This is a genomic window from Adlercreutzia aquisgranensis, assembly GCF_943193145.1.
GTDB lineage: Bacteria > Actinomycetota > Coriobacteriia > Coriobacteriales > Eggerthellaceae > Xiamenia > Xiamenia aquisgranensis.
On the sequence record NZ_CALPDA010000006.1, the window covers coordinates 55665 to 68482 of the forward strand.

Consider the following 12818-nt stretch of genomic DNA (forward strand, 5'->3'; position numbering starts at 1 on the left):
GGGACGGCGAGGGAGATGGTGGGCCGTGAGGGGTTCGAACCCGCGACCTTGGGATTAAAAGTCCCCTGCTCTACCAACTGAGCTAACGGCCCATCCACAGTGCAACGCCCGTCGGGAGACCCGAGTCGGGCAAACGCGCAAGGATAGATTGTACCTGTGTGCTGAACAAGCGTCAATGCGCGAAATTCCCGCCCAGCCGTTTGCTCGCCATCCGAATTGCGCCCGTTTGCTGCTATGCTGGGCAGCGCCGCTTCGGATATGCGGAGCTTGTCTGCGGCTGAACGATAGAGAGGACGGAGGAGCCAGGCGGTGCGCGAGTCAACCCAGGTGGTATGGTTTTCCCCGCCGCACCCGGTGCGGGGGACGCTGCTTGCTGCTCTGGGCGGTACGTGCTGGGGGTTCTCGGGCACGGCGGCGCAGCTGCTTACGGCCGACATGGGCGTGCCCGTGGCCTGGATTACGCCTGTGCGCCTGTGCATGGCCGCCGTAGTGCTGCTGGCCGTGTGCGCGTTGAAATGCCCCGACAAGATGACCGCGCTGGTTCGCGATCGCGCCACCATGGGTCGCGTTGCGCTCTTCGCACTGCTGGGTGTGTTGTTCACCCAGTTCAGCTACTTATCCGCCATTGCCTACACGAACTCCGGCACCGGGACTATGATGGAGCGGCTGGGGCTTCTGCTCATCATGGGCTACACCTGCGTGCGCGCACGGCGGCTGCCCCGCGGACGGGAGGCGCTGGGTGTGGCCGTGGCTCTGCTGGCGGTGTTTCTCATGGCCACTCAGGGCGACCCTTCGACGCTGTCCATCTCTGCCGCCGGGTTCGGGTGGGGCCTCATGGCGGCTCTTGCCATGGCCTTCTACACGTTGCTTCCCGCGAAACCGCTTGCCAAGTACGGAAGTCTGGTGGTGCCGGCCTTCGCCATGGCTATCGCCGGGGTGGCGGCGCTTGGGCTCACGCGTCCCTGGACCATGGAAGTGAATGTGACGCCTCAGGTTATAGCGGTCATGGCGGCCATGGTGCTGGTGGGAACCGTGGGCGCCTACCTCATGTACCTGCAGGGTATCGCCGACGCGGGGCCGGTGCGCGCCAGCCTGGCCGGCTGCATGGAGCCGGTGTCGGCCATGGTCATCTCGGCGCTGTGGCTGCACACATCCTTCTCCGGCTTCGACGTGGTAGCGCTCGTGCTGATTCTGGCCATGGTGGTGCTGGTGACCGTGCCAAGCAAGCCGCAAGGGCAAAGCGGGTAGGGCCGCGAGCCTCTGCGGCACCTTCGCTTGCGAGAAGGGCCGTGGTCGTAGTTTCGTTCGCTGTGCGGCTCCATCGAATTGCAATAAGACTGCGCCGGGGAGGAGGTTGGGGCTACCAGCGCGTGCGGCGTCTGTCTGCTGCGCTCAGGGACGCGGGTCGGCGCCGAGAAGGTCGAACAGCTCATTGCGCGTGTGGATGTTGAGCTTCTGGTAAATGTGTCGCACGTGTGCCTTGGCGGTGCCGTTAGCGATAAGCAGCTCGCGCTCGATGATTCCCACGGTCTTATGCTGGGCAAGCAGGAGCAGCACTTCCTCTTCTCGTGCAGACAGCTTGTACTGGCGCGAAATCTCGGCACAGCGGTCTGCTAGCTCTTGCTTGCGGATCGCGGCGGCGCTATCCATGCCGCCAGACAAGAAATTGGCGCCCCAGCGGCTCGACAAGTCCCGCTCCGAGAGCAGAATGGTGGTTGCGACAACTACGGCGAGAACGGCAAGCAGCGAAACGGCCGCGCCTCCTCCGTCTCCGAGCAGGTTGGCGCTTTCCGCGACATCGGCCGTTGTCCGCCCGAGCCACATCGCGATCTGACGCACGCTGCGTTCGATGCCGAACAGCCAAATGGCCGATACGCCGAAGCGATAGCAGATATTGGCCATGATGAGCATGATGATGATCGACTGGGCCGTATAAGCTCCCGCCATGCAGAAGCTCGCGGCGGCTCCCTGCACATTGCCGAAGAGCGGCACGAGGGTAAAGGCGACGACTACGAGGGGAAGCGCTACCCTGTAGATGATGCTGAAGTCGAAGCGACCGCCCCGCAGCGCCACCCCTATGAACACTAGCGCAGCCACCGCCACGGTTCCCGGCGCCGAATGGGGGCCGAATGCGCCTTCGTACATGCCTCCCTCCATGAGGCCGTAGCCAAACGCGTAGGCGGCCATGAACAGCACTGCCTTCCACGGTATGGAGAACCGCATCCATGCGACGGAGGGAAGCTCAGGCGCCGGCAGGCTTTCGAACCCGCGCCAGGCAGCGATCAGTGATATGACGGGCAGCAGCGCGGTAAGTGCGAAAAGCCAGGGAAGATAGAACCCGCGGTAGACGTAGATGATAAGTGCTCCCACAACGATTGAAGCGGAGTAATACAGCGCTACGCGCAACGGATTCAAACAGCTGTACAGCTCGCTCCATACAAGGATCACCAGCGCAATGCCGACGCCTCCCAGGACGGCTGCTGGCACTTTTGCCAGCGAGGTGATGTCTGGAACCCAGCACGAAGCGAACATGAGGACGGTGGAGGTGACGAGCAACAGTCCGCCGAAAGCGAAGAGGAAGGGTTTGTTGAAGAAAGGGGAGATTTTGCGGGCGAGCAGCGTGCAGAAGATGGCGGTGGCCACCATGGACCAGTCGAACAAATCCCGGACGCTCAACCCCGCGACGCCGCCAAATGCGGCGGGAAAGCTCGTAAACGAGCCAACGAAGACGATCTCGATCCATGCGCGGTAGACGCCCAGGCCCAGAAATGCCAGAGGCACGAAGAACGATCCCCTGGGCCAGCGGAATCGTTCTTCGTGCGTCGCTTCTGCGTCCGGTTCGGCGGCTCGGGCGGAATCGGTGCCGGCTCGGTCTGTCTCGGTCACGGTGTCCCCATCTTCCCCAGAATCGGACATTGGCTTGGTCGGGTGCCGAAAACCCAGGTGAATGTTGAAATGATCGCTACCTACAGCAGATTATATGACAAAGGCGTCCGCCAGAAAGGGCCAAGGGCGGGTACTTTTGCCTGCGACTGCGAAAAAAAGAGGTTAAAGAGGGGGGTTATGGCGGTGCTTAGGGTGCAGGTTACGAAAGATAGCCCGATTGTTTCGCGGTCGGTCGATGCGGGCCCAGAAGCCTGCTGGCTAGACTGCTCTTAGCGGGCAGGCTGGAAAGCGAGCCTGTTCGGTGCTGCGGCAGCTCGGCTGCCGCTCGTTGTCGGTTCTACCCAAGGAGGGGAAATGACGAGTTTTTCTCGACGCGACCTGTTCAAGTTCGGTGGCGCTGCCGCCATGGGCGTTGCCGGTGTGTCCATGCTGGGCGCCTGCACGCCCTCGCAGCCCTCGGCTGACAAGGATGCCAAGGCTGTAGCGGCGGTTTCCGATGGAACGCTTCCGTTCTTCGTCAAGCCCGACCCCATCACCGATTTCGCCGACACTAAGGACTACGACGTGGTGGTCATCGGTGCCGGCGCCGCGGGCGTTCCTGCGGCCATCTCCGCCTTCCAGGCGGGGGCGAAGGTTGCTCTGCTCCAGAAGGAGGCGACGGCTATCTCCCAGGGCAACACCTGCGACTCCATCATCCTTGACGGGACGGCGCCGGGTGGTGTCGAAGCTGTGGTGTCGTTGGTGAACGCCGACTGCTGTCATCTGTCCGACCGCGACCAGGTGAGGCTGTGGGCCTACAACTCCGGCGAGGCTCTGAAGTGGCTGTGGGACATCGGCACGAAAGCCGGATGTCAAATGGTCGACTCTACGGCGAAATGGACCTCCAACATCGGCACCATCGACGGCTACGACGTGTCGTACTTTGCCTTCGACTTCGGCCCGAAACCCTACAACACTGGTAACGGTATGCGCGATATCGCCGATTGGGCCGAGAGCCAAGGCGTCGAGATTTTCTACTCCACACCCGCAGTCCAGCTCGCCCAGGACGATTCCGGGGCCGTAACCGGCGTCATTGCCGAAGGGGAAGGCGGCAACATCCTGTTCAACGCGGCCAAGGGCGTTATCGTGGCAACGGGCGATTACGAGAACAACGATGAGATGATGGCCTACTACGAGCCCGACATGGTCAACATCTACCGTAAGGAGCAGAACAAGACCGGTGACGGCCAGCGGATGATGGTATGGGCCGGAGGCTGTATGGAGGATGCTTGCGGATCGAAGGTGCAGCACGACTTCGACGCTGGTCCGGGCTCTATGGCCGACATGCCCTTCCTGGCGGTGAAGAACGACGGTACCCGCTTCTGCAACGAGGCGCGATGCGAGATGGCGGTCATGGGTAACTTCCTGAAGAGCGAAGATGACCAGGGCTGGTACACCCAGGTGTTTGACAGCAACTACATGACCGACGCCGAAGGTTGGCCTGGAGTAGCCTTGCCGCCCGAGGCGATGGCCAGCTACATGCCCGAGGTCGAGGGAGAGAAGACCGGCGTCTACGAGAGCCTCATCAACACCTTCTCGGCCGACACTCTGGAGGAGCTGGGGGAGAAGCTCGGACTGACCGATGTGGACGCTTTCGTGCAGACGGTGAAGCGCTACAACGAGTTGGCGAAGAAGGGCATAGACGAGGACATGGGCAAGCCCGCCAAGTTCCTGAAGCCCATCGAGCAGCCACCGTTCTACGGTATCCATCGCCACATTGGTCTGTCGACCATCATCCATGGTGTGAACGTGAACGCCGATATGCAGGTACTCGACAAGGATGGGCAGCCTATCGAGGGTCTCTTCGCCATCGGCAACTGCGCCGGCAACTTCTTCGGTAGCCCCGACTATCCTATGACGATACCCGGATTGTCGCTGGGCCGCGCCCATACCCAGGGCTATGTCGTGGGCCGGGCCGTAGCCAACAAGTAGGGCCGGCGCCTGCGGGCACTTCCCTTGCGGCGCATCCGCTGTCAGCGGGCGCATACGATGTGTTTGAGTGGTGACAGCCGTCCCCTACAGTGTGGGGGACGGCTGCTTTTCGCTAGCGGCTGCTGCTGGCGAGACGTTACTTCGCCCAAGCAGCTTCCAGGGCCTCGGGATTTATGCAGTGTTCGGGTGCTTTCCCTGACATCACGGCGATGGCGTTTTCGGCGGCGCGGGTGCGCAGCTCCACGGCCGACTCCTCGGACCAGTAGCCGTCGTGGGGCGAGAGCACCGTGTGCGGTGCGCGGCAGATGGGATGGCCGGGTGTGAGCGGCTCCTCCTCGAACACGTCCAGGCCCGCACCCCACAGCTTGCCGGCACAGAGCGCCTCGGCCAGGGCCTTCGTGTCCACAACAGCGCCGCGGGAGGTGTTGACCACCACGGCATCGGGCTTCATGGACGCGATGCGTTCGGCGCTCAGCAGATGGTGCGTTTCCGGCGTAAGCGCGGTGTGGAAGCTCACCACATCGACGGTTTTCAGCAGGTCGTCCAGGGCCAGGTAGGGGAAGTCCTCCGGCGTGCGACGCCCGGGAACCCCCTTGCGGTCCCATACCACCACGTCAAAGCCCAGCCCTCGGGCCTTGCGCGCCGCAGCCCGTCCGATTGATCCGTAGCCCACCACGCCGAAGGTGCGCCCCTGCACCTGGCCGAGCGGGCGGCGACGGCGAAAGTCCCAGGTGCCCGCCCGCAGGTCGGCATCGGTTTCGTTGATGCGCCGCAGCACTGCAAGCGCCAGCGCGATGGCATGGTCGGACACCACTTCGGTACCGTAGCCGGGCACGTTGCAGACCGCGGTGCCGTTTCTGGTGGCTGCTTCCACGTCGATGTTGTCCACGCCGGTACCGGTCTTGCTCACCACCTTGAGTTGGGGCAGCGCCTTGAACACCTCGGCGGTGTAACGTCCGTAGGAGGTGATGGCACCTAGGGCCCGCGCACCTGCGCCCGGCTGGCATTCGGCAGCTGAGCGCAGGTGGGCGACGATCTGCTCGGGCGCGCGGCAATCCCGGCCGTCGTAGCTGGCGAACGCGAGCCCGGCGCTTTCCACGAGCTTCCGCTCGAAGTCCGCGCCGCCGAAATCGTTGTCGGTCATGACGATGGTTGCCATAGCTGCTCCTTCGGCCGGATATGCGCTGCACAACCGGCATGTCGTGCATGCGGCAAGAAAGCGCGCGACTAGGACAAACGGTGTGTAATGCCTGGTCACGCGCTTTGTATCGAGATGCCGGTTGTGCGGTGTGCTGCGTACCTTGCGCGCCTACCTTACCACACCTGGATCTCGTGGAAGCGGCTTTCGGGCTTATCCCAAGCGAATCCGCCGTCCTTGCCGACGAACTTGTCCGCTACGTCCTTAAACGAGCAAGGGTTGGAAGGCTCAAGGCTGCCGGTGAGCGCATGGATGACCGTGTAGCGCCCGGCGTTGAAGCAGTGGCCGTTCGAATCGCCTTGCGGCCGCGACGGCTCGCGCAAATATGACGAAACGGTGGGAGTTCCAGGAATCTGAGTCGCGGGGGCTGAGTTTTTTTGGGAATCGGTTGCGCAGGTGGCGGGCAATGCTATTATGGACCCAGTCATTTAGCACTCAAAGTGCACGAGTGCTAGCAGTCGGGTTTACAAGTGGCTAACGATTTCGCATGCGAAACCCGCCATGGCTTCCAGGCGCCTAAGATTGGTCGGCGCCTGCAAGCGTAGGACATATCGCGGAATCGCTGCGGTTTCCCTCAGGCGAACTGCGGAAACGCTGAAGACCCTCTGTTGGTGCGGCGCTTGCGGTGCGAACGCGACGAACGTGCGTGATGTCGACGAAAGGAAGATCAACCATGAACCTGAAACCACTCGGTGATCGCGTGATCGTCAAGCAGGACGAGGCCGAGCAGACCACTGCCGGCGGCCTTCTGCTTGCTTCCGACTCGAAGGAAAAGCCCCAGAGCGGCGTTGTCCTGGCCGTGGGCGAGGGCAAGCTGGACAAGGACGGCAAGCTGGTGCCCGTACCCGTGAAGGTGGGCGACCGCGTGGTGTACGGCAAGTACGGCGGAACCGAGATCACCATCGACGGCGAGGACGTGCTCATCCTGCGTGCCGACGACCTCTACGGCGTCTTCGCGTAGCCGCCCGTTTCGCGGAAGGCGACCCCAGGCGCCTGCGGTGGCTTGAGCGACGCAAAAAGCCCTAACTCGGCCGCAGCGTGTAGCGCCTTTCGCTTCGAAGCTTGCTAGTGAGAAAAGCTTGGTATTGTTGAGGAAGGAGCCATAGAACATGGCTAAGGAAATCAAGTTCGAGTCCGATGCCCGCAGCGGCCTTGCTGCCGGCGTGAACAAGCTGGCCAACGCCGTGAAGGTGACGCTTGGCCCCAAGGGCCGCTACGTCGCCCTGGAGAAGTCTTACGGTGCGCCGGTCATCACCAACGACGGCGTGACCGTGGCCAAGGAAGTTGAGCTGGAGGATCCGGTCGAGAACATGGGCGCCCAGCTGGTGCGCGAGGTGGCCGTGAAGACCAACGACGTGGCCGGCGACGGCACCACCACTGCCACTCTGCTGGCCGACGTGATCGTGTCCGAGGGCCTGCGCAACGTGACCGCCGGCGCCGACGCCCTGGGCATCCGTCGCGGCATCCAGAAGGCCACCGACGCCGTGGTCGAGGCCATCAAGGCCGACGCCACCCCCGTCTCCACCAAGGAGCAGATCGCCAACGTGGGCACCATCTCCGCCGGCGACGCCGAGATCGGCGAGAAGATCGCCGAGGCCATGGAGGCCGTGGGCAAGGACGGCGCCATCTCCGTGGAGGAGAGCCAGACCTTCGGGCTTGAGATGGACATCGTTGAGGGCATGCAGTACGACCGCGGCTACATCAGCCCCTACATGGCCACCGACATGGAGCGCATGGAGGCCGTGCTGTCCGACCCGTTCATCCTGTTGACCGACCAGAAGATCTCCAACATCCAGGACATGGTGCCGCTGTTGGAGGACATCATGAAGACCGGCCGCCCGCTGTTCATCGTGGCCGAGGATGTGGAAGGCGAGGCGCTGGCTACCATCCTGCTGAACAAGCTGCGCGGCACCTTCAACTGCGTGGCCATTAAGGCCCCCGGCTTCGGCGACCGCCGCAAGCGCATTCTGGAGGACATCGCCGCAGTTACCGGCGCCCAGGTCATCGACAAGGACTTCGGCATGACCATGGCCGATGCCCGCGTTGACATGATGGGCCATGCCAAGACCGTGAAGGTGACCAAGGACTCGTCGCTGATCGTGGACGGCGCCGGCGACAAGAAGGCCATCGAGGACCGCATCAACATGATCAAGGCCGAGCTGGAGCGCACCGACTCCGACTTCGACCGCGAGAAGCTGCAGGAGCGCCTGGCCAAGCTTTCCGGCGGCGTGGCCGTGCTGAAGGTGGGCGCTGCTACCGAAAGCGAGCTCAAGGAGAAGAAGAGCCGCATCGAGGACGCGCTGCAGGCTACCCGCGCTGCCGTGGAAGAGGGCATCGTGGCCGGCGGCGGCGTGGCCCTGCTGGACGCCCAGCCCGCTCTTGACGCGGTGAAGTGCGACAACGCCGACGAGGAAGTGGGCGTGGGCATTATCCGCAAGGCTCTGGAGGCTCCTATCCGCGCCATCTCCGGCAACGCCGGCTTCGAGGGCTCCGTGGTTGTGGAGCACGTGAAGAACATGAAGAAGGGCGAGGGCCTGAACTGCGCCAACGGCGAGTACGGCGACATGATCGCCATGGGCGTGAACGACCCGGTGAAGGTGACCCGCACCGCGCTGCAGTCCGCTGCCTCCGTGGCCGCGCTCATCCTCATCACCGAGGCCACCATCAACGAGATCCCCAAGGATCCCGATCCGGCGGCTATGGCGGCCATGGCCGGCGGCGGCATGGGCGGCATGATGTAAGCTCCTAGCGCAGCATAGCTGACGTTTGCGGTCCCCGGCGTGGCGCAAAAGCCAACGCCGGGGCCTTTTCGTTCTCGGCTCTCGTTTTCGGCTTCCGCTTCTTGCGCCTGGTTTTTGGCGGAGATTCGGGGTTTGGCAAATTCCAGGACGTCTTGGCCGTGGTAAAACTGGCTCGATATGCGCATCCGGGTGCGTTTCGCCTGGAAAGCGGGCCGAGTGGGGCCGGGAAGGCTGTGGGCGATTTGCCAAACCCCGAATCTCTGCCAAAAAGGAGGATGGTCATGGGTGATTACGCGGACAGGGTGTTCGCGGTGGTGCGGCAGGTGCCCCGCGGGAAAGTGGCTACCTACGGGCAGATAGCGCGGCTCATCGGCACCCCACGTTCAGCTCGCTATGTGGGCTACGCTCTGCGCGGGAACCCCAGCCCCGGCCAAGATGCCAGCGACATTCCCTGCCATCGCGTGGTGTTCAAGGACGGGCGCATGGCCAGCGGTTTCGCTTTCGGCGGCGAAGAGGTGCAGCGCTCGATGCTGCAGGAGGAAGGCGTGGCCTTCGACGAAGAGGGCCGCGTGCTCATGGACCGCTTCCAATGGAGCGGCGCCCCGGCGGCAGGCGAGGGCGAGGCCGACGGCCGCGTGCCCCTAGGCCCGCCGCCCGACTTCGACTGGAAGGTCGAGCTGGGGGAGGACTAGCGGGTACAACCGTGCCTTGTGCCCGTGCTTCCGTGGGGTGCGCTCAGCCTCCTGCACTCTTTGGCGCTCAGATGTCGTCGGCTGCCTCGATTTATCCCACCATCAGGATGCTGCCGATGCAGAAGGCGGCGGTGACCAGCACCAGCATGCCTACGATGACCCAGGCCCCGGCGCGCCCCCAGTTCATGGTCCAGCCGATGCCGAAGCGCTCCGGTAGGAAAAGGCTGGGGTCGTTGCGATTCACGTAGAAGACGCCGGCCTTCCAGTGCTCGTCGTCGTCCGAGGCCAGGGGCGCATTGCGCTGGACCCGGGCGATGAGCCGCGCGCCGTTCTGCCCGTAGACCACGCCCACGGCTATGGAGGCGACCACGGCTATGAGCGCGACGGCCATGATGGGGATGACCAGCTGCTGCAGCGTGAACGTGCCGGCGAAGGAAAGCTCCATGAACGGCCCCAGCAGTCCCACCATCACGCCCAAGGCCACCATCAGGATGCTTTGGGCTCGGGCGAACATGCCGTAGGCCCAGGCAGTGGCCACGGGGGCGGCCGGGTCGCTGGCCTTCTTCGAATGGACGATGCCCCAATGGGACACGGCCATCACTGCACCTACGAACAGCACGAACAGCACGGGGAAGGCCGCCGTTGCCCACGATTTGTCGGCCCAGGTGCTCACCTGCCCGTTGAAGTCGTACTGCATGGGGATGCGATCGGGCATGGAGGGGTAGCAGATGACGGCTGCGACGGCGGTGATGCCGGCTATGGCCAGAAACAGCAGATCCCACTTCATCGAAATCGCGTGGGGCATAGGCTCGTCGCCCACCAGCGCCACGTGCGCCTGCTCGGTCGCGGTCCATCCCATCTGTTGCTTGTAGGCACGTACCTTTGCGCGGAAATACAGCATGAGCCCGAAGGACGCGACGCACAGCGCCATCAGCCCCACGGTGAAAACGGCGATGTAGCCGCCGATGCCGAAGGCCAGGTAGGTCGCCGTGGAGGCGGCCAGCGCCACAACGGCAAGGGCGACCGTCCACAGCAGGTAGCGGCGTTTGAGTCCCTTGAGGTACGGGTCGCTCGAGGCTGCATCGGGCACGGTGACGGCGAAGCACTCCCGCTTCGGCATGAGGTAGGGGGTGAGTGCCACCAGCAAGCCGGTCACCGCCGTGGCAAGGGCGAACACCCAGAAGAACGCGCCGGCGGGTTCGGAGGGGGAGAAGGTTATAGCGTCGATCATGGGATGCTCCTAATCTAGGATGTCCGGCGAGGCGCTTAGCCTCGGTCGCTTGCGGAGAATGCCTTTTCGGCCTGGGTGGCGGCGTGCTCTGCGAACGCATCCAGGCTGCCGCCGCGGGCGCGGAAGGCCAGGGCCAGGTCGAAGAGCGACTCGTCCATGCGCTCGTCTTCCAGGCGCGAGCGGGTGGAGGCTTGCTCGCCGGGGGTCGACACGACGGCACCGGAGCGTCCGCGCATAGCCACGTACCCTTCGTCGCGCAGCACCGCGTAGGCCTTGTTCACCGTGTGCAGGTTGATGCCCAGGTCTGTGGCGAGCGAGCGTACGGAGGGCAGCTTCTCGCCGGGAAGCAGTTCTCCAACGGCTATGCCTTCGACGATCTGATCGCGAAGCTGCTGGTATAATGGCTTCTCGGAGGTGCTGCTCACTCGAAGTAGCATTAGGGAGCCTCCTTAACATCTGCAAACAATGTTCTATTTGTTATATTAATAGTATAACAAATTAGATAGGATGTAAAGAGTGCTCGAGGGGAAGATCGCGGAGATACGCAAGGCGTTCGCGCCGTCGGCGGCGCTAGTGCTGGCGGTGTACAGCCTGTATCGGGTCATCAGCTTTTCCAGCTACACCACCAACTTCGCCACATTCGCCGAGCCGCTCGGCTACGTGTCGAACGGCCAGTTCATGATAGGGGCTGGCGTCGGCAATGTGGGCGCGTGCCTGGTGGTTCTGGTGCTGTGCGCAAGGCGCTGGCTCAAGCCTTTCGGTACCAACGCCACTGCTGCCTTGGCGGTTACCGCTGTCGTGTACGTGGTGAACGCCCTGTTTCCGGAGAAGCTCTTCGACGTGCTGTCCGCGGGCGGCTTAGGCGTTATCTGGGGCGTCGTCGTGACCGTGCTGAGCCTCTCCTGCGCCGAGCTGCTGGTTCCGGGGAAATCGCCGGTCGCCCCTATCGTGCAGCTTGCCGTTTCGGCGTTTCTCATGCCGTTCATCATCACGGGCTTCGACCTGTTCCCGCGGCCGTGGGGATCGCTCGTCTATGCAGGCGCGTGTGTGCTCGTTGCGGTGCTGATCGCCTGGGGTCGGCGCATCCAGAAGCCCGGCCCGTGCCCGCAGCGCCCCCTCGCCACGCTGCGGAAGACCCTGCGGGAGTCGGCCATCCCCATTCTTGCAGCCTCTTCCTTCGAGCTAGTGGTGGGGCTGGTGAACACCTATGCCAGCTTGAACAGGGATTCCTTCGTCATCGCCGACAACGCGCCGGTGTGGGGGCCTGCCATCTGCTCGGCGCTGGTCATCCTGTTCGTGTTCTTCACCAGCCGAGCGCCGCGTCAGGGCATCGTGTACAACGTGGTGTTTCCCGGCGTCATCGCAGTGTTCCTGCTGCTGCCCTTCTTCGGCGACCGCTTGTCCGCGCCGCTTTCCACGGTGATCTACTCGGCGTACTCCTTCACCATGATGCTTTCACTGTACTGCGTCGTCATCGCATGCCGCCGCAGCAACGACAGTTGTTACGGCATTATGGCTATCTACGGTATGAGCCGGCGGCTGTTCTTGATGGCAGGGTTGGCGCTGGGCTGGTACTTCGGCAACCTTACCGAGGGAGGCACCTTCGTGCGCGTCACCATCGTGTGCGTGGTGAGCGTCTACATCCTGGGGATGGTGGTGGGCCTGCGCAGCATCGTGGCCTCCCGGCGCCGCCAGCCGCAGCCGGAGCCCGTGGTGGTGGTCGAGCGCGTAACCGAGCGCGTGACCGAGACCTTCGAACAGTCAATGGAGCGGCGCGTGGACGAGCTGACCGAGCGCTACCAGCTGTCTCCGCGCGAGCGCGACGTGCTGGTGGGGCTTGCCCAGGGGCATACGGCTGCAGCCATAGCCGAGAGTCTGCATCTGTCTACTTCGACGGCCCAAGGCTACATCAAAAGCCTTTACGTGAAGCTAGGGGTGAACAAGAAACAGCAGGTCATAGACTTATTTAAAAGTTAACCATTTTTTGGGGGAGTCAAAAACCCTCCGCTTTCGTAGGATTTTCCGTGCAATTCCGCCCGGCGCCAGGACGGCGCAAACGGCCTTTGAAGGGAAGGATCGGTTCGGGCGGCACGACGTCT

At 63.4% G+C, this 12818-nt stretch carries 11 protein-coding genes and 1 tRNA gene; 6 read left to right on the forward strand and 6 right to left on the reverse strand.

All coding sequences use genetic code 11. The features are described from left to right. Positions 1-16: 16 nt before the first annotated feature. Positions 17-92: transfer RNA gene (locus NFR41_RS04740), tRNA-Lys, on the reverse strand. A gap of 217 nt (positions 93-309) precedes the next feature. On the opposite strand from NFR41_RS04740, the gene NFR41_RS04745 reads away from it, so the two are divergent. After that, the gene (locus NFR41_RS04745; protein WP_251230918.1) at positions 310-1248 is read left to right on the forward strand and encodes a DMT family transporter; all 939 of its coding nucleotides are present in this window, start codon (positions 310-312) and stop codon (positions 1246-1248) included. Between the two features lie 144 nt (positions 1249-1392). Here the strand turns inward: NFR41_RS04745 and NFR41_RS04750 are convergent, their stop codons facing one another. Next, on the reverse strand, positions 1393-2886 hold the full coding sequence (locus tag NFR41_RS04750; protein WP_251230919.1) for a helix-turn-helix transcriptional regulator: 1494 nt from the start codon (positions 2884-2886) through the stop codon (positions 1393-1395). A 354-nt stretch (positions 2887-3240) separates the two neighbouring features. Here NFR41_RS04750 and NFR41_RS04755 point away from each other — a divergent pair, with 354 nt between their 5' ends. Then, a complete protein-coding gene (locus tag NFR41_RS04755) occupies positions 3241-4857 on the forward strand; it encodes an FAD-binding protein (protein ID WP_251230920.1) in 1617 nt (538 codons plus the stop codon). Between the two features lie 136 nt (positions 4858-4993). Here NFR41_RS04755 and NFR41_RS04760 read toward each other — a convergent pair whose 3' ends face one another. Next, positions 4994-6016, reverse strand: coding sequence for a C-terminal binding protein (locus NFR41_RS04760; protein ID WP_251230921.1), 1023 nt, complete (start codon positions 6014-6016; stop codon positions 4994-4996). Between the two features lie 155 nt (positions 6017-6171). Then, a complete protein-coding gene (locus tag NFR41_RS04765) occupies positions 6172-6378 on the reverse strand; it encodes a hypothetical protein (protein ID WP_251230923.1) in 207 nt (68 codons plus the stop codon). A gap of 350 nt (positions 6379-6728) precedes the next feature. Between NFR41_RS04765 and NFR41_RS04770 the strand changes: the two genes are divergently transcribed. The 3 genes from NFR41_RS04770 (at position 6729) to NFR41_RS04780 (ending at position 9488) form a co-directional block, all read left to right on the forward strand. Continuing rightward, positions 6729-7016, forward strand: a complete 288-nt coding sequence (locus tag NFR41_RS04770) for a co-chaperone GroES (RefSeq protein WP_160213518.1) — start codon at positions 6729-6731, stop codon at positions 7014-7016. Between the two features lie 148 nt (positions 7017-7164). Further along, positions 7165-8796, forward strand: coding sequence for a chaperonin GroEL (groL, locus tag NFR41_RS04775; protein ID WP_160213519.1), 1632 nt, complete (start codon positions 7165-7167; stop codon positions 8794-8796). 281 nt (positions 8797-9077) lie between these two features. Beyond that, complete coding sequence (locus NFR41_RS04780) at positions 9078-9488, forward strand: MGMT family protein (protein WP_251230924.1); 411 nt, start codon at positions 9078-9080, stop codon at positions 9486-9488. 91 nt (positions 9489-9579) lie between these two features. On the opposite strand, the gene NFR41_RS04785 is transcribed toward NFR41_RS04780, so the two are convergent. Together NFR41_RS04785 and NFR41_RS04790 are read right to left on the reverse strand one after the other, a co-directional pair. After that, a complete protein-coding gene (locus tag NFR41_RS04785) occupies positions 9580-10719 on the reverse strand; it encodes a DUF1648 domain-containing protein (RefSeq protein WP_251230925.1) in 1140 nt (379 codons plus the stop codon). A 35-nt stretch (positions 10720-10754) separates the two neighbouring features. Then, the gene (locus tag NFR41_RS04790) at positions 10755-11156 is read right to left on the reverse strand and encodes a GntR family transcriptional regulator (protein WP_251230926.1); all 402 of its coding nucleotides are present in this window, start codon (positions 11154-11156) and stop codon (positions 10755-10757) included. A 79-nt stretch (positions 11157-11235) separates the two neighbouring features. Here NFR41_RS04790 and NFR41_RS04795 point away from each other — a divergent pair, with 79 nt between their 5' ends. Continuing rightward, entirely contained in the window at positions 11236-12696 is a 1461-nt protein-coding gene (locus tag NFR41_RS04795; protein WP_251230927.1) for a helix-turn-helix transcriptional regulator, read from the forward strand. The last annotated feature ends 122 nt before the right edge of the window (positions 12697-12818 follow it).